Source organism: Neorhizobium sp. S3-V5DH (assembly GCF_004343065.1).
Classification (GTDB): domain Bacteria; phylum Pseudomonadota; class Alphaproteobacteria; order Rhizobiales; family Rhizobiaceae; genus Neorhizobium; species Neorhizobium huautlense.
This window is the reverse complement of the sequence record NZ_SMCL01000035.1, coordinates 22,329-38,881: the sequence shown is the minus strand read 5'-3', so window position 1 is coordinate 38,881 and position 16,553 is coordinate 22,329. Positions and strand designations below refer to the sequence as shown.

The window sequence follows — 16,553 nt, the reverse complement described above, 5'->3', positions numbered from 1 at the left end:
GATGTGCGAGCCGACGCAAACCAGACCGCTCGCGGCACTGATATAAGGGGGCTGTGTTTCAGGCTGTGCCGGAGACACGTCGAGTGCCCGAATTTTGGTCGTGGCAATCATTGCTATTTCCTATCACCATTGACGTCTGGGCTCTACCGGCCGAGACACGAACTGTTTGGTGCTTCGATCGGTATCGAACGACGCGGCGTTACGAAGCGTAAACAGCAAGTGCACAACGGTGCCTTGGTCTTAGAAGAATTCGAACCAAGTTTTCCAACCCAGGATGAAAAATAAACGAAGTTTGGCAGCGCAATCGCCAGAACTTTCTCGGTTGCCTTGAACTCAGCCCCGTCTTCTCCATGCGACGTCTGGGTGACGAGGAATAGGATATGGGGGGCTCACAACAAACGATACCTGAGATTGGTTGAGCGTCATGTCTCGCGATTGGCAGCGGATGTCCCATCGGGAGCTATCATCCCTTAGTGTCATCAATGATCTGCAAGGCTTGCAGAAGCGGTCGTCCAAACTTCAGGAATTTGTTCGCTAAAATTCTGATTTCCTCTAGATTCTCATCCTTGGATTCGATCCTTTTGCCGTCTCTCACAAGGCGTTCGCCGATGCTGTCCAGGAAATCCCACACATAGCCGGTCAAGGCCGCGGCGCCGACTTTACCCTCGCTGGCGGCGAGGACGAGCAGCTGCGTCATGTGGGTGAGCCCGATCCCGCCTCCGGTCACGGGCGATACCATGTGGTGCAGATCCATGCTGACAAGCGCCCGCTGCAAGATGTACCGGTTCAGCGCCCTGCATTGCTCCTTCACTCTCTCCGAAGGTATTTGCGCCGGGGCCACAAATCCGGCGCCGGTGAGTACAGTCAGGTAATCTACGACATCCTGAGTCGTGAGATTTCGCAGCTTGTTATGTTTGAAAAGTTCCTCGACGCGTTTTGGCCTGTAGCCCTCCTCGGCCAGGACCTCGAGGATCAAGTCGTATTTGCCGGAGGGCAGTGCCACCTCGCCCCTGGCACACGCGATCTTTTTCGGGACATCAATTTCTGGGATCACCAGCACGAATGCCAACGCGTGCCAGACATCGCGATGTTCCCGACTTGGAAGTAGCCTTGCCCCCTTGACGAAGATATCGGTCCGGAAGCGCCTGTTCACCAGATAGTCGCGGACCGTCTCGCGCATGATCGGATGACGGATCTGCGAAACGAACTTGATCCCTTCCTCATGGAGCTGAAAGGCATCTATGCCATCGAGCAGCCGCGCAGAGCCGACATATGTGAGCTTGGCGTCGTCCAGACTCCGGATCATGTCCGAAAAGTGCTCAAGATGCCAATCCGCGTTCATATATTCGTGGCCGAGATAGTTGCGCCCCTGTTTCGTCAATTGCTCCACATGATGCCTGGCGAAAGGGTTGTCCCGAAAATAGAACGATCCGGCCTTTGCGATCTCTTCCGCGAACTGCACCGCGCCTTCGATCATCTCCATCGGTCTCGACATCCTGCCGCCGCCATAGTCCTGATAGAGAGACATCAGCTGGCGGATCGGCACGACCGGAGCCCAGCCGGGCAGGCAGTTATAGCTTATATAGGCGATCCCTCCGGGACGGAGTTTGCGCCTGATGATGTCGGTTACGGTCTTGCGGTTCTTTTCCGATACCCAGCTCCAGATCCCGTGTAGCGCTATGACATCGAAGTCGGGAAGGCCCTTCCGGTTGGCAAACTCCTCGAAAGAGTCGTCGAACAGATGAATGTCCGCTCTTGAGGCATCGGCCAGTTTGCAGGCCTCCACGACTTGCGCCGGATTGAAGTCGGTACCCCAGTAGGAACCGGAAGACGCCGCGGCGAGCATGTTGATCGTGACACCCTGCCCGAAGCCAAGCTCGAGATAGGAAGGTGCATCGGGAATCTGCGGCTCGATCGCGTTGCATAGGCATGCCAGGCGCAATAGGGCCGGGTTCATTTCCGGATAATATCCATGGGTGTAGTTGAGGTCGGTGAAGTAGCCGTACGACCATGCCATCAGCAAATCTCCAGGACACGTTCAAGGCTCGCGCCCGCCGTCCTTCGTTGTTGGTTTAGAAAGGAAGCAACCGACCAGGGATACGGCACGGGACAAGCCTTGAGCACGCACGGCGGTTTAAGCGAATGTCGCGCCGGTCAGCGCCAGGGATATATCCCAGAGGCGCGCCGCCGCGACGGTATCCAGCGCCTGTTTCGGAGGCGTCTCCTTGACCGGATAACCGCGGGTGCCACCCAGCCTGTCGGGTCCGTAGTACGCTCCGTCACGCGCCGCCGGGTCGGTCGCCGCATAGAGCGTCGGCAAAGCGCCCTGGCAGGCGGGCTGGAACAGGAACGGCATGAAACGGCGCAGCATTCCGGGCAGGCTCCACCGCCCCGAACCGTTCACGATCAGGTCGGTGCGTGTGAGGCCCGGATGGGCCGCCAGGCTTTCAACGCCCCACCCAGCCGCCTTGCTGCGCCGGCTCATCTCGAAGGCGAACATGATGCAGGCGAGCTTGGACTGGCTGTAGACCTGCATCGGCTTGTAGCTGCGCTCGGCCTGCAGGTCGTCGAAGTCGATCGCGCCGCCACGCGCCGCCACGCTGCTGAGCGTCACCACGCGCGGATTGAGGCCTTTTTTCAGGAGCGGCAGCAGATAGGCGGTAAGAGCGAAATGACCGAGATAGTTCGTGCCGAACTGCAGCTCGAAACCGTCCTTCGTTTCGCGCCGCACCGGCGGTCTCATGACTCCGGCATTGTTGATCAGAAGATCGAGGCTGTCCTGCTCCTGAGCGAGCTTCGCCGCGAAGCCGGCGATTGAAGCCAGGTCGGCGAGATCCACCTGGCCGAACCGCACCATAGCGCCAGGGACGGCTTGCCTGATACTGGCCACGGCCTTGACACCCTTCTGAGGATTGCGGCCTGCGATCACGACATCGGCGCCGGCGCGGGCCAGAGCCAGCGCGTCTTCGTAACCCAGCCCGCCGGTGCCGGTCACGACCACCGAAACGCCGTGCTGCGAAGGAATGTTACTGGTCGTCCACTTCGTCATCAGTGATCCTCATCTCGGCAGTGCAAGATCGAGCCAGGTGTGGCTCGACGCGCTACGTTCATCTTCGTCACCAGCATGCCCATACCGTCTTAGATCTCCATGCCCAAAGGCGCGAAAAACCTGCCTGATCCTACAATCTCGACTGCCAAGCAAGCATTGGTTGCGATCCCTCAGTTCGACGTCCCAAAAGCTTTCGGGTCGCTCCAACGCACCGCGGCCTAGGAAAGTCGCCGGCGGACTGGCGTATTCCCGCCCCATACTCGCTTATCGGGATGCTGGGCCGCCTTTGTTCGTCGCGATGTTTGTTGAAGTTGCAGCAGGGCGCTTCACCGGGCGCGGTGCAGCACTATGGTCCGGCCGAGCGCGGGTGTCCCCATGTAGACGCGGACCTCCATTTTCTCGCCGAGCAGGGCTGCGCGGGCGTTTGCGGAGCGGCCGTTGGCTCCGCTGTACCAGCTTCCATCTTCCCAACGCAGATCACGGGGGTCCCATTTGAGGTCGGTCAGAAAAACAATACCCTCGAGCGAACGACCCCGGAGGTTCGGATCGGGATTTTTGGTATCCTTCTTGAATGTTTTGCCATCCGCCTCCATCAGGAGTTTTCCGTAGAGCATGCGAGCCGAATAGCTCCCGCCCGCTTCGAACATCTCTATCTTGAGGATGCCGTCCTCCGCCTCCCAGACACCGACGATCTGGTCTGGCGACGACGCCTGTGCCAAAGCATGGCCGACCGAGAGACTGGTCAATCCTGCAGCGAGTGCGGCGGCGAGCAGCGGCCTCTTTGCCGATTTCAACATATAGGTTCCTTTCCGATATTTGGGGCGTGCGATAGCGACAGAAGCCATGCCGTCAGGGATACTTGGCGGCCCGATGATCAGCCTCAACTCGGCGCGGCGCGCGAGGCTGAACCGATCCGGACCATTTCCGAGGCAATGCACTGCGAACTTAGCGGTCAGCCACGCGGGGACGAATGCCGATTTCCGTGAATTTCTTGCCTGATCCTCTATCCGCACTGTGCGAACTGACCCAGGCATTCCTGCTTCAGTTTTTGCCGTGATAGGTCACGCGACAGATGCCCGGCCCTCCGGAAGCAAAGCATCCGCCCGACGAGCTTCGGCTGAGAACCTTCTATTGCGGTAGCGGAGGAGCATCTCAGGGATCGCTTCGCGCCGCGGCGGCACGGGTGACCTTTTCCATAGATCCGCGCTTAGGCGCGGCGTGCCTTGCGGCTTGCGTACTGGCTATACATACGCTGGTGGTTCAACGCGTCCTGCTTTGGCGCAACGCCGAACATTCGCGAGTATTCGCGGCTGAACTGCGACGGGCTTTCGTAGCCGACCTTGTAGGCCGCTTCCTCGACGCTTGCAGCTTCCGCGACCATTAGGCGTCGCGACTCAAGAAGGCGCAGCTGCTTCTGGAACTGAAGTGGCGTCACCGAGGTGAGCTGCTTGAAATGCTGATGAAACGATGACGGGCTCATGTGCGCCACCTCCGCCATCTGTTCCACACGCAGCGTCTGGGTGAAATTGGCGCGCAGGAAATAGATCGCCTTTGCAATCCGCATGAAATTCGATTCCGGCACGGCCAGGCTGCAGAGTTCCGCGCCGTGCGGGCCGGTCAAAAGCCAATAGCAGATCTCCCGCATGACGGACGGGTAGAGGATCGGGATTGCCTTCGGCGTCTGAGACATCCGGATCAGGCGCAGCACACATTCAGCCAGAGATTCATCGACCTTTCCGACGAACACCGATGGACCGGGCATGGCAGGCGGAGCGGGTGGCATCTCCAACTGCTCCAGCACCTCGCGCAGCATGTTCACGTCGAGATCAATGGTAAGGCCGATATAGGGCGTCTGCTCACTCGCCTCGATCACCCGCCCGCTGGCCGGCATTTCCATGCTGACGACAAGGCACTCCATCGCCCCATAACGAAGTGTCTCCTCGCCGAACAGAATTTCCTTTGCGCCCTGTGCCACGACGCAGAGCGACGGACGATAGATCTGCCGCAGTGGCATCCGCTGCTGGTAGGACCGGATGATGTTGACGCTCTCGATATGCGTCGGAAACAGGCCCTCACCGCCGCCCTGGCTTTCGATGTAGCTGGTAATTCCACCAAGAAGCGATGACGACACGCGAACCTCCGTTTGGTTTCGAGGCCAGCGCAGAACTCGCCCTTCCGTCGGCAGGGTATCGCCGCTTGTAGGAATAGGCAAATTTATTGAGGTATTCGGCATTTTGGTCATGGGAGACTTCCTCTAGCTTGATGACGTCACTCACAGCCAGGGAAGCACACAACATGACAGGAACGGCTGCGCCGTCAATAGATAAGAAAGCTGATCTTCCCAATAAATCGAAAATAAATATTGATGAATATTTCGATGGTCGAAGCGTAACGGTACTGCTTATTACGTTGTTTCTTGTTAGCGCCATTTCCCAGGTCGACCGGATGCTTCCCTTCGTCTTGGCCGAGTCCATCAAGGAAGATCTCGATCTGAGCGACACCGAGATTGGCTTACTCACCGGCATTGCATTCGCGGTCTGCTACACGCTGCTGTCGATGCCCCTCGCCCGCGCCGCCGATCGTGGTTCGCCCCGTTCCGTCCTCATTTTATGCTTCTTGCTCTGGAGCGCGATGACAGTGCTCGGCGGCCTCGCCATGAGCTTCCTGTTCCTGGCTTTCACGCGCTTCGGTGTCGCGTTCGGCGAGGCCGGCGGAACGCCCGCCAGCCATGCGATCATCGCCCGGAAGGTACCGCCCGAGCGCCGCGGCCTGGCTCTTGGCATTTTCTCCATGGGCATCCCGCTCGGCACTATGATGGGCTTTGCCGTCGGCGGCGCGATCGGCGATACGCTGGGATGGCGTGCAGCGCTGGTGGGCGCTGGCGTTCTCGGCATGTTCATCGCCCTGCTGGCGCTCGCCGTCATACGCTCTACCCCGCCGCTCAAGCGTTCGGCCACCGATAGCAAGCCGTTCCTGAAGGCGAGCCTGCAACTGCTTTCGTCCCCGTCATTTCGTTGGCTGTTCATCAGCTCTGTCGCACTCGGCTTCGCCGCAGCGCCATTCTATGCTTTTGCAGTTCCCTTCCTGATCCGCACCCATGACTACAGCGCCAGCGAGGCTGGACTTGCGTTCGGATTGCTGCAAGGCCTGATGGGGATTTGCGGAACGCTGGCAGGCGGGCGCCTGTTTGACCGCGCGGTACGCTCCGGAACCGGTCGGGTCCTCGGGCCGCCAGCCATCCTCTTGATGATCGCAAGCCTTACGACGACCGCCGCGCTGTTTACCCCGACCGGGTGGCTTTCCATCCTCCTTTTCGTCCCCGGCATGTTGTCCTTCGCATTTCTGCTGCCCTGGTGCTTCGGCGCCGCCCACCTGGTGGCAGGCAAGGGCAGGGAGGCGATGGCGACGAGCCTCGCGATGATTGGCTCCGGTCTTTTCGGTCCTGCGCTCGGACCTCTCATTGTCGGCATGATCAGCGACGCGGCGACAACGGCGCGGGTGCCGAACGGCATTGGACTGGGCCTGCTCATCGTCCCGGTTGCAGGCATCCTGACCGGCATCGCCATGCTGATCGCAAATCAACGCATCGCTGCCTTGCTGGGACGGCAATCAACCCTGGTGGAGGTCTGAGGAATGGTTTCTCTCATCGTCAATGGATCGCGGATGGACATCGAGACGGATGTCGACAAACCCCTCCTCTGGGTGCTTCGTGAGAACCTTGGATTGCTCGGCCCCAAATATGGTTGTGGCATTGCCCAGTGTGGGGCCTGCCGCGTCCTCATCAACGGGGAAGCCACCCCCTCCTGCGTGACACCGGTCGGCTCCGTTGCGGGCGCCTCCGTGGTGACCGTGGAGGGGCTGAGTCAGCCGAACGGCACTCTGTCGGCCGTGCAGCAGGCCTGGATCGATGAGCAGGTGCCGCAATGCGGTTTTTGCCAACCCGGGTTCGTCATCGCTACGACGGCGCTATTGAAGGCGACCCCGCGGCCGACCGACGCCGAGATCGATGAGGCAATCACCAATATCTGCCGATGCGGTACCTATCCGCGCATCCGCCGCGCGATCCATCGCGCCGCCGCCCTGCTGGCCGAGCGCTGAGGAGACCGTCATGCCTCGTTTTCTCTCCCGTCGCGGTTTCCTGCTCACCGGCGCAGCCCTTGGCGGCACCGTCCTTGTCGCCGCTGTCGGCGGTGTCGGCTATCTCGCCAGCGTCGATGTCGATGGGCTGGATGGCCATCTGGATGGCGAGCGAGCCGTGCTCAACGCCTTCGTGGTCATTCATCCGGACAACCGGGTGGTCGTCAATGTGCCGAAAACCGAGATGGGCCAGGGCATCCATACAGGACTTGCCATGGTGGTGGCGGAGGAACTGGACATCCCATTCGACGACCGCATCAGCGTAGTTTTCCCGACGGAGGCGCATCCAGCCTATTCGACCTGGTTCAACGTCCTTCAGATCCGTCCGGAGGAAGCGTCGGGACCCGCTGTCTGGGTGGGTCGCCGCGTGCTGGGGCAACTGGGCTTCATCGTCACCGGCGCGTCAGGCTCGACCATGGGTATGTGGCACCCAATGCGCGTCGCCGGAGCGTCGGCCCGCCACATGCTGTTGGCGGCGGCGGCGGCTCGACTGAATGTGCCGGCCATGGAGCTTGCCACCGGCGACGGGTTTGTCCGTCACGCGGCTTCCGGCCGGCGCCTGTCCTATGGCGAGCTTGCTCACGAGGCCGCCCTGTTGCCGCCACCCGATCATCCCGCACTAAAACCCACCTCCGAATGGCGGATCATCGGCCGGTCGCAGCCTCGGGTCGATATACCTGCCAAGATTCGCGGCGAACCTGTCTTTGGCATGGACGTCACCCTGCCCCACATGATCTACGCCGCCATTCGCCATGCGCCCGTCTTTGGCGCGCAGGTGGCTCGCATTGCAAACGAGGCCGCGGTGCGTTCCCAGCCTGGCATCACGGACGTGACGGTCATCGATGGGCGGAAGGTGGCAGTGGTCGCCGGTTCCTGGTGGCAGGCCGAGCAGGCCGCGCGTCTCCTCGAAATCGATTGGACCTCAACCGATGCGGACAGTGTCAGCAGCGCCGAGATGTCCGCGCGACTTCGGTCCGCGTTCGAAAGCACGACCCCATACGAGCATATCAACGACGGTAACGCGGCTTCCGTGATCGCCGACGCCGTCACTTCGGCGGTGATAGAAGCCGACTACACCGTGCCATTCCTTCCCCATGCCTGCATGGAACCCATCAATGCGACGGTACTCGTCCGTGACGACGGGACCGCAGAGGCATGGGTCTCGTCGCAATCGCCGATGGCCGTCCGGCGGGGCGCTGCCCGAGGCGCCGGGCTGGCGGGCGTCGAACCGATTTCGGTGACCTGCAACATCACGATGAATGGCGGCGCCTTCGGCCGGCGCAGTGATCAGGATGTGGTGACCGAGGCGGCCTTCCTCGCGGCGCGGCACCGCGGCCGGCCGGTCAAGCTGATCTGGTCGCGCGAGGAGGACATCGGCCGCGGTCTTTTTCGTAGCCACGCCGCCGCGCGGCTGCGCGCCGCCCTCGGGCCGGACGGCCTGCCGGTTGCATATGATGCGCTGGTCGCGGCGCAATCGATTACCCAGGGGATCGCGAGCCGCAACCTACCCTTCACGCCCGGCCCGGACGGGGATCGTCTGTCGGTCGAGGGGCTGGACAAGCTGCACTACCCCATTCCGAACCGGCGGGTGCGCAGTCAGCATGTGCCCAGCCATATGCCGATTCACTTCTGGCGGTCGAACGGCTTCTCGTTCAACACCTTCTTCACGGAGAGCTTCATCGACGAATGCGCCCAGCGCGCGGGAGCAGACCCGCTTACCTATCGTCGGGCGCTCCTGCGCGACAAGCCCCGGCATCTTGCGGTGATGAACCGTGTGGCTGAGATGGCCGGGTGGGGCACTGCCCTGCGACCGGGCCAGGGCCGCGGCATCGCCATCGAGGAGTGCTATCGCAGCGTTGTGGCGCAGGTGGCGGAGGTGACGGTGGCCGCGAACGGCGAAGTCCGGGTGAACCGCATCGTCTGCGCAATCGACGCTGGCCTGGTGATCAACCCGGACGCCGTCGTCGCGCAGATGGAGGGCGGCATCAGTTTTGGACTGACCACGGCGCTGATAAGCGCAATCACGCTCGATGCCGGCGCGGTGGTGGAATCCAACTTCCACGATTTCCCAATGCAGCGCATCGCCGACGCACCCGAGATAGAGGTCTCAATCATGGAAAGCACGGAGCCGCCCTCTGGCGTGGGCGAGCCGGGCGTGGTGCCGGTCGCAGGCGCGATCGCCAATGCCATCCATGCAGCCACGGGCCGACGGATACGTTCGCTGCCGCTGGCCGTCACCGAGACCATCGGCGAACGCCGAACACGGACCGTCTTGCCTCCCGTCGCAACGTGAGGCGTGTGTACTCGTCTCGGATCAGGGATGCCCCTGCCCTGCGATCCGACGAGAGCCGTCACTGATAATGTCGACCTGCGGGCGGCCTCTGGAACCACCGGTGGCGCGTCGCGAAAACCGGGCGCCTCCGGTGGCTCATCTCGCCTGAGAGAGCATTCTCCACATCCGGCTAACACTGCCCAGCCATCGATCAAAGAGGAATGGCTTATGGATTTTGACCCGGTAGCAGCAATCATGGCGTGGATAGGCGCCTATGGGCTTGTTGGTCTTTTCGCCATTGCACTGGCCGAGCGCTTCGTGCCCGTCATCCCATCCTACGGGCTGCTGCTGGCGATCGGCATCGGCGCAGCGGATGAGGCCTGGCCGCTGCTGGCAGGCTTTCTTGCAACTGTCGCTGGCAGCATGTTCGGCTGTGCGGCCTTATTCTATTCTTTCCGGCTGCTGGGCACCGTAAGATCCGCCCGACTTCTGAACAGAGCTTGCCGTATCTTCGGGATGTCGGCAGATCGCGTCGAGCACCGGACCGCCTCGTTCCGCCGGAACCAGACCACGCTTGCCTTCGCGCTCCAGCTTGTGCCGACCGTCCGGCTGTTCGCTCCCGCCTTCGCTGCCCTTTTTCGTGGAAACTCCAGCGGCTTTATGGTCGCCTCGGCGGCCGGCGTCGCGGTCTGGAATGGCCTGTTCATCGGCCTCGGTTATTACGCTTCGCACTCGATTGAGACAGGGAACATAACGGTCCTTGCTTTGGCAGCCCTGGGCGGCCTGCTGCTTGCGGAGGCAATCCTGGTCTGGCTTGCGCGACGGGTTCGCAGCCGTAGACCGGGCGCGGCGCTATGCGAAACCTGATCACGCCTGACAGCGGCCCGCCATCGAACCATGCCGGGAACCAAAAACATCTTCGAGGTCATTTCCAATGAAACAACAGCGTATGGCCGAGACGTTCGGCTTCTTCCGGGCTTGGTTCAGGAATCCTTTGCGGGTCGCCGCCGTCGCGCCCTCGGGACAGGCGCTGGCCAGCCTTATCACCTCCGAAATCTCGCGCGACACCGGGCCGGTGATCGAGCTCGGCCCCGGCACGGGTGCATTTACACGCAACCTCCTCGCCCGTGGTGTCCGAGAGGAAGACCTCGCGCTGATCGAGTTCGAGGCCGAGTTCGCCGCCGCGCTCCATTTCCATTACCCGGGAGCACGTACGCTTTGGATGGATGCCGCTCGCCTGCGTACGGTTGAACTCTTCGAAGGAAGGCCCGCTGGCGCCGTGGTCAGCGGGCTACCAGTGTTGTCGATGCCGCCGCGTAAGGTGATTGCGATCCTGACCGGTGCATTTAACAAGTTGAAGCCGGACGCCGCCTTCTATCAATTCACCTACGGCCCGCGTTGTCCGGTTCCGCTGAGATTACTGAATCATCTCGGGCTCGAGGCGGAAAGGATCGGCGGCACGCTCGCCAATCTTCCTCCGGCAGCGGTTTACCGAATCAGACGCAGGCACCCCAACCCCCTCTACCTTGACCGCTTGTCATCGCGGCAGCACGAGCTCGCCGGGTAGACCTGGATAAGCGCGATCCGAGGTCTGACTGGTCGGAGCGTGGCTTCGCCGCGCCACTACCGGCGCGACGACGTCTACGTCATCACCGCCGGCGCCTGTCAAATTTGGAGCCTCATTGGCTAAACGCGCAGGCTGGGCTTGTCGGCAACATCCGGGCGTGACGAAGTTTTAGATGCGGCGGAGACGAAACCAGCGGCATTTACGGAGATGTCGGCTGGTTTCCGGCCGTCGCGGCAATATTCCCGGTTACCAGGTTTTCCCGGTGAACAATTTGGCGCAATAGTGTGTCCTGTTCACCTTGAGAAGGCCGACCGCCTGCTTTATATGATGTGTGATGATTGATGCGCGATGAGGCAGATATGAGAACGACCTTGACCATCGACGACGATGTCCTGATCGCCGCAAAAGCGATGGCAACCCAGCAGCACCGGAGCGTCGGCGAGGTCATTTCTGAGCTGGCGAGACGTTCTCTGCGCCGACCGCCCCGCAGCGGTCAACGCAATGGCATTCCTCTCCTGTCAGTTCGGCCAGATGCGCCGCCAGTGACGCTCGACATCGTGAACGCCTTGCGTGACGAACTGCCGTGACTTTCCTGCTCGACGTCAATGTTCTGATTGCCTTAATTGATCCGGGCCATGTAGCTCATGATGATGCGCACGAGTGGTTCACTGCGATGGGTCAGGTCGCGTGGGCTACCTGCCCGATTACCGAAAATGGTGTCATCCGGATTGTCGGCAACCCCAAATATCCTAACTCTCCTGGTTCACCGGCACTCGTGACGGAGATCGTCCGCAAGTTGCGCTCTCTCCCCGGCCACAGTTTTTGGCCGGACGATGTGAGCCTTGTTGGATCAGGTGATATCGCTCCCACAAAGATTCTAACACCGGGACAGGTAACTGATACCTACTTGCTTGCGCTAGCCAAGGCGCGTGGTGGCCAGCTGGCGACATTCGATCGCAAGCTGTCAGCGGCAGCGGTTACAAGGGGCAATTCTGCCTTGCACCTGATCACCACGAGTAGATCGTGAGTTCCCGTCGAGGTCTTGATGGGTATCGAGCCGCAGCTTCCGTCCTCTGCCCTCCCCGTCACCGACATTCGTAATAGAAGTCATGGCGGCTCAATCCGCCCGCGCCTCGCAGGCGCTTGTTTAGGTAGCCAGGTCAAGAAGACATAGTCCCTCTTTTGGATCGAACTTTCGCCCTCGCGAAACGCAACAGCGAGATTCTTTACCAAGTTAAGGGCAGCTGTCGGCGAATTCCTTCCCTTTGAACACCTCCGAAAGTACCCGCGTCCCTATATCCGCCTCCTCCTCGGAAAGCCCGGAAACCCAAGCAGCAGCCGTGACCGTTTCGTCGAAACTACATTCATCCTCGATAGCGGTATCACAACGACACCCTTTTTCAGCGCCACAGCGCAGACATCTGTAACATCGTCCCAGCTGCCCGTGCTCCTGACCGTTAGGTTGATGCCCTGATCCGGCAGCAGCACCGCCACATGGTCCGCCAGCCGCTCGGCCAGAAACCCGGCCATCATATCGCGCGAGGCCCTGAGTCTTTCCCTCAGGCGCCGTAGATGCACCGGAAAATAGCCCTCTTCCAGAAAATTGGCTATCACACGTTGCCGAGAGCTCGGCGGGGAGCGGTCGACGGCGGGCCGCACGGCGCAAAAGGCCGGCACGAGATCGGCGCGGGCCACAGGATAGCCGATGCGAAGGCTCGGTAGCAGCGCCTTGCTGAAGGTGCCAGTGTAGAGGACGCGGCCCGCCTGATCTAGGCCATGCAGCGAGGCGATCGGGTGGGCCTGGTTGCGGAATTGGCTGTCGTAGCCGTCCTCGATGATCCAGCGTACACCGAGCGAGACGACGAGATGGACGCTAATCGCGATCCGCAGTGACCTCTCGCCCTGAATATCGCCATAATCTTCGAAGGCATAGTTCATGTGCCTGACAGCAATACAGTTCAGGAACCGCGCCGTGCGCTCGTTATGGCGATGCGCCCGGTGACGAATGGCAGCGCCTTCTGCGGCTCGAGGCTTGGCCCGCGTGTAAGGATAACGGTGGCCGCAGCCCAGACGCCGCGGCGGGTCGCTTGTGCACTACATGCACCCGATGAACGATGCGCGCTGCTCCCTCGGGAATGGACGACGCGATATAGATGCCGGAACCGTGGCAGGCGGCCGCGAAGCCCTCCCGCAAACGCCTGGTGCTCATTGATGCGGAAACTGGTCACTACCTCGGCAACGAGGTTGGGCATTTGGTCAGTAACCTGGAGGCTTCCGGTTACAAGCCATTCCAGATCGACGCCATCGCGTATCTGGGCCGAAGCGACATTGGCCCACGCGATCCGATAACACCGTTGAGAACTGTGAAATCACGATTTCTAGAGGCTTCCAGATTTGACTATCGGGATCTACTGGTATGCTCCAGGATATAATTGCCGCAGAGTTTCTTTAACCTGCGGTATGATCCAATCCCCAGATGGTAAGCAAGCCGCACAACTGTCGTTTGCGACACGCCGCATTTTTTAGCGACCGCAGCGGCGCTTTGGAAAGCTATCAGCTCAGGCTGTTCAAACATCCGCACGGCCACCTTCTCCAACTGACCGGGAAGCACGACGTGCCCCTTAGTAATAAGATGCTTACAATCTTCAAGGGTTAGCGATTGTCGATCTCCTATCGGAAATATGTCTGGCATCGAAAGCTCCATGATCCGACGAGTGTATATCCGGCAGCCCAGGCGCGGGCATCGCATTGCAGGGAATAGGTGCGGCAATGGGTCCGTCCGAATTGCACGCGAACCGGACTCCATCCTCGCGATGTTCAATCGACCGTCACAGGCCTACGGGTTTGCCAGCTCAAAGTCGCCGCTTCCGCCAATTTCTGGGCCTGCAGACCATCAAGACCGCTCGGTCTGGGTGACCGATCGCCCCTGTCGATCGCTTCAATGAAGGCATTGATCTCATGGGCGTAGGCCTGCGCGTATCGTTCAAGGAAGAAATACTGGACCGGATCGCCACTGATGCCGCTCGCGTTGGACAGCTCCACGCTCGTTGCCTGAATGTTTTTTGCCGCCAGCATGCCTGTGGCGCCATGGACTTCGATGCGCTGGTCGTAGCCGTATGTCGCGCGACGCGAATTGGTAATGACCGCAATGCGCCCGGAGGCCGTCTGCATCTGCACCGCGGCGGTATCCACGTCGCCCTCGGCTCCGATCGCCTTGTCGACGAGAGACGATCCGAGCGCGTTTACGACGACGAACTCCTCGCCCATCAGGAAGCGGGCCATGTCGAAATCATGGATCATCATGTCCCGGAAGAGGCCGCCTGAAGACTTCACATATTCGGGCGGCGGCGGCGCGGGATCCCTGCTGGTGATCGTCACGATCTCGATCTCACCGATATCGCCGCGGCGCAGGCGCGCTTCGACATTCGCAAAATTCGGGTCGAACCGGCGATTGAAGCCGATCATCAGTGTCGAATTGTTCCTCTCGACCACATCGAGGCAGGCATTGATGCGCTCGACCGACAGGGAGACCGGCTTCTCGCAAAGGATCGCCTTGCCGGCTCTGGAGGCTGCCTCGATCAGATCGGCGTGGCTCGGCGTCGGCGTCGCGATTAGGACCGCATCGACATTCGCTGAGCTGATGACGTCCTCCGCGCCGAGGACCTCGGCGCCCGTCTGCGCGGCCAACGCATCTGCCGAGTCCTTGAAGGCATCCGCCACATAGGCAAGCTTTGCCTTCGGGTTGGCCGCAATAGTCGCTGCATGAACTTTGCCTATGCGGCCGGCGCCGATCACTCCAAACCTGATCATCGATTTTTCTCCATTAAGTATAAGTGTTGATTGCCAGGCCGTTCAGACGGTGAAGGCTTCGCGAAAGCGATCAAGCGCCGTCTCTTCGTCGCCGGAGGCCCAGGCCTCCATGCCCACCGGGCCGGAATAGCCCATGGCGTCCAACGCCTTGGCGATGCCGTTCCAATTGACCTCGCCCGTACCTGGCTCGTAGCGGCCGGGTACATCGGCCACCTGGATTTCGCCGATCCACAGTAGGCATTTCTGGCAAAGCTCTATAAGGTTTCCCTCGCCAATCTGGGCGTGGTAGAGGTCAAGATTGAGACGGAGCCTCGGATGATTGACGCTTGAGACCAGCGCCAGCGTGTCTTCTGCCCGTCCGAAGGGAACGCCCGGATGATCGACCGGCAGGTTGAGGTTCTCGAGCGTGAATGTGACGCCCTCCTCTTCCGCCATGTCGGCAACGCGGCAGAGGGTGTCGCGCGCCTTCAACCACATCGCGCCCGTGACGACTTCGATCGGCTGAGCGGGCAGCCCCCCATCTCCCAAGCCCGTACCATGGAGGTTGAGCCGCTGGACGCCGAGCCGTTTGCCAACCTGCGCGGTCTCACGCGCCGTCCTGAGAAGCTCGGCGGCACCCTCGTCATCGGTCAGGCGGCCAGTGAGATAGCCGTTCATGATCGTGAAGGTCGCGCCGGTCGCTTCCAACCTGTTGAGATCGTGCTCCGGCCAATTCCAAAGACCAACGCCAAAACCCATTTCGTTCAGGCGCGAAGCACGCCATTCAATCGGCTTGTCGCGCCAAAGCATCTCCGCGCAGGCGGCAAGCGGGAAAGAGGTTGCAGCATTTCGTGTCCGATCGTTCATGGTCGCATTCCATCGTTTTTGCGTAAAGGAAGGGCGGCCGCCTCAAGACGGTGACTGAGGACCGCTCATGATGCATCAGACGGCTAAATCGTTCCGCCGAGCCCCTCGGAAAGTTGCTGCAGTTCCTTGCCGCCGGCCATGAGGTTCTGCAGCTCATCCATGGTGATATCCGACTTGGCATAAGTGCCGAGCGTCTGGCCGCGATTGAGGATGGTAAAACGGTCGGCGACCGCATAGGCGTGGCGGACGTTGTGGGTGATGAAGATGACACCTAGCCCTTTCTGGCGAACCTGGTGGATGTATTTCAGGACCATCGAAGTCTGCGCCACGCCGAGCGCCGAGGTTGGCTCGTCGAGAATGAGAACCTTTGCGCCGAAATAAACGGCCCGGGCGATCGCAACGCACTGACGCTCGCCGCCCGAAAGCGTGCCCACTGCCTGGTTAGGATCACGAACATCGATGCCGATCTTGTGCATTTCTTCGCGCGTGACCTCATTGCAGTGTTTGAAGTCGACGTGGCGAAATGGGATAAAACCCTTGAGTGGCTCCCGGCCCATGAAGAAATTACGAGTAATCGACATCAGCGGGATCATCGCGAGATCCTGATAGACAGTGGCGATCCCTGCATCCAATGCAGCACGCGGGCTCGTAAAATTGACAGGCTCGCCTTCCACCAGAAACTGGCCGCTGCTCGGGCGCACGACGCCTGACAGCGTCTTGATCAGCGTGGACTTGCCCGCGCCATTATCGCCGAGCAGGCAAAGCACCTCGCCTGCTGACACATGCATCGACACACCGTTCAGCGCAATCACCGACCCATAGTGTTTGACAATGTCCGTTACCTGGATAATGGGGCCCTTCGTATTAGCCAT

The 16,553-nt window shown here is 60.7% G+C and carries 15 protein-coding genes; 7 read left to right on the top strand and 8 right to left on the bottom strand.

Translation table 11 applies throughout. The features are described from left to right. Positions 1-463: 463 nt before the first annotated feature. The 4 genes from EDE09_RS27045 to EDE09_RS27030 form a co-directional block, all read right to left on the bottom strand. Entirely contained in the window at positions 464-2,017 is a 1,554-nt protein-coding gene (locus EDE09_RS27045; RefSeq protein ID WP_105374838.1) for a class I SAM-dependent methyltransferase, read from the bottom strand. 117 nt (positions 2,018-2,134) lie between these two features. Continuing rightward, positions 2,135-3,049, bottom strand: a complete 915-nt coding sequence (locus tag EDE09_RS27040; protein ID WP_105374837.1) for an SDR family oxidoreductase — start codon at positions 3,047-3,049, stop codon at positions 2,135-2,137. Between the two features lie 326 nt (positions 3,050-3,375). Next, positions 3,376-3,846, bottom strand: a complete 471-nt coding sequence (locus EDE09_RS27035) for a DUF2147 domain-containing protein (RefSeq protein ID WP_205839383.1) — start codon at positions 3,844-3,846, stop codon at positions 3,376-3,378. 410 nt (positions 3,847-4,256) lie between these two features. Next, positions 4,257-5,180, bottom strand: a complete 924-nt coding sequence (locus tag EDE09_RS27030) for an AraC family transcriptional regulator (RefSeq protein ID WP_205839382.1) — start codon at positions 5,178-5,180, stop codon at positions 4,257-4,259. A gap of 131 nt (positions 5,181-5,311) precedes the next feature. On the opposite strand from EDE09_RS27030, the gene EDE09_RS27025 reads away from it, so the two are divergent. The 7 genes from EDE09_RS27025 (at position 5,312) to EDE09_RS26990 (ending at position 12,052) form a co-directional block, all read left to right on the top strand. Continuing rightward, on the top strand, positions 5,312-6,679 hold the full coding sequence (locus EDE09_RS27025) for an MFS transporter (RefSeq protein WP_342588642.1): 1,368 nt from the start codon (positions 5,312-5,314) through the stop codon (positions 6,677-6,679). A gap of 3 nt (positions 6,680-6,682) precedes the next feature. Next, the gene (locus tag EDE09_RS27020; RefSeq protein ID WP_105374835.1) at positions 6,683-7,147 is read left to right on the top strand and encodes a (2Fe-2S)-binding protein; all 465 of its coding nucleotides are present in this window, start codon (positions 6,683-6,685) and stop codon (positions 7,145-7,147) included. Positions 7,148-7,157: 10 nt separating this feature from the next. Then, positions 7,158-9,479: a molybdopterin cofactor-binding domain-containing protein gene (locus EDE09_RS27015; protein WP_132413449.1), complete on the top strand. Its 2,322-nt coding sequence runs from the start codon at positions 7,158-7,160 to the stop codon at positions 9,477-9,479. A 207-nt stretch (positions 9,480-9,686) separates the two neighbouring features. Then, positions 9,687-10,325, top strand: coding sequence for a VTT domain-containing protein (locus EDE09_RS27010; RefSeq protein ID WP_157949121.1), 639 nt, complete (start codon positions 9,687-9,689; stop codon positions 10,323-10,325). A gap of 82 nt (positions 10,326-10,407) precedes the next feature. After that, positions 10,408-11,025 carry a phospholipid methyltransferase gene (locus tag EDE09_RS27005; RefSeq protein WP_105374832.1) on the top strand — a complete coding sequence of 206 codons (618 nt, stop codon included), beginning with the start codon at positions 10,408-10,410 and terminating at the stop codon, positions 11,023-11,025. Between the two features lie 359 nt (positions 11,026-11,384). Next, positions 11,385-11,612, top strand: a complete 228-nt coding sequence (locus EDE09_RS26995; RefSeq protein WP_105374840.1) for a CopG family transcriptional regulator — start codon at positions 11,385-11,387, stop codon at positions 11,610-11,612. Beyond that, a complete protein-coding gene (locus EDE09_RS26990) occupies positions 11,609-12,052 on the top strand; it encodes a TA system VapC family ribonuclease toxin (protein WP_105374831.1) in 444 nt (147 codons plus the stop codon). Before EDE09_RS26995 ends, EDE09_RS26990 begins: the two co-directional genes overlap by 4 nt. Positions 12,053-12,318: 266 nt before the next feature. On the opposite strand, the gene EDE09_RS26985 is transcribed toward EDE09_RS26990, so the two are convergent. The 4 genes from EDE09_RS26985 to EDE09_RS26960 form a co-directional block, all read right to left on the bottom strand. Continuing rightward, positions 12,319-12,963 (bottom strand): aminotransferase class I/II-fold pyridoxal phosphate-dependent enzyme, encoded by a 645-nt coding sequence (locus EDE09_RS26985; protein WP_105374830.1) that lies wholly within the window; start codon positions 12,961-12,963, stop codon positions 12,319-12,321. An 879-nt stretch (positions 12,964-13,842) separates the two neighbouring features. Further along, positions 13,843-14,835 (bottom strand): inositol 2-dehydrogenase, encoded by a 993-nt coding sequence (gene iolG / locus EDE09_RS26970; protein WP_105374828.1) that lies wholly within the window; start codon positions 14,833-14,835, stop codon positions 13,843-13,845. A gap of 42 nt (positions 14,836-14,877) precedes the next feature. Next, on the bottom strand, positions 14,878-15,681 hold the full coding sequence (locus EDE09_RS26965; protein ID WP_105374827.1) for a TIM barrel protein: 804 nt from the start codon (positions 15,679-15,681) through the stop codon (positions 14,878-14,880). An 83-nt stretch (positions 15,682-15,764) separates the two neighbouring features. Further along, positions 15,765-16,553, bottom strand: coding sequence for an ATP-binding cassette domain-containing protein (locus EDE09_RS26960; protein WP_105374826.1), 789 nt, complete (start codon positions 16,551-16,553; stop codon positions 15,765-15,767).

Bases quoted from the DNA above. Each gene is read 5' to 3' on its own strand.
- EDE09_RS27045 (WP_105374838.1), bottom strand. From the start codon at position 2,017: ATGGCATGGTCGTACGGCTACTTCACCGACCTCAACTACACCCATGGA.
- EDE09_RS27040 (WP_105374837.1), bottom strand. From the start codon at position 3,049: ATGACGAAGTGGACGACCAGTAACATTCCTTCGCAGCACGGCGTTTCG.
- EDE09_RS27035 (WP_205839383.1), bottom strand. From the start codon at position 3,846: ATGTTGAAATCGGCAAAGAGGCCGCTGCTCGCCGCCGCACTCGCTGCA.
- EDE09_RS27025 (WP_342588642.1), top strand. From the start codon at position 5,312: ATGACGTCACTCACAGCCAGGGAAGCACACAACATGACAGGAACGGCT.
- EDE09_RS27020 (WP_105374835.1), top strand. From the start codon at position 6,683: ATGGTTTCTCTCATCGTCAATGGATCGCGGATGGACATCGAGACGGAT.
- EDE09_RS27015 (WP_132413449.1), top strand. From the start codon at position 7,158: ATGCCTCGTTTTCTCTCCCGTCGCGGTTTCCTGCTCACCGGCGCAGCC.
- EDE09_RS27010 (WP_157949121.1), top strand. From the start codon at position 9,687: ATGGATTTTGACCCGGTAGCAGCAATCATGGCGTGGATAGGCGCCTAT.
- EDE09_RS27005 (WP_105374832.1), top strand. From the start codon at position 10,408: ATGGCCGAGACGTTCGGCTTCTTCCGGGCTTGGTTCAGGAATCCTTTG.
- EDE09_RS26995 (WP_105374840.1), top strand. From the start codon at position 11,385: ATGAGAACGACCTTGACCATCGACGACGATGTCCTGATCGCCGCAAAA.
- EDE09_RS26985 (WP_105374830.1), bottom strand. From the start codon at position 12,963: ATGAACTATGCCTTCGAAGATTATGGCGATATTCAGGGCGAGAGGTCA.
- iolG (WP_105374828.1), bottom strand. From the start codon at position 14,835: ATGATCAGGTTTGGAGTGATCGGCGCCGGCCGCATAGGCAAAGTTCAT.
- EDE09_RS26965 (WP_105374827.1), bottom strand. From the start codon at position 15,681: ATGAACGATCGGACACGAAATGCTGCAACCTCTTTCCCGCTTGCCGCC.
- EDE09_RS26960 (WP_105374826.1), bottom strand. From the start codon at position 16,553: ATGGCTAATACGAAGGGCCCCATTATCCAGGTAACGGACATTGTCAAA.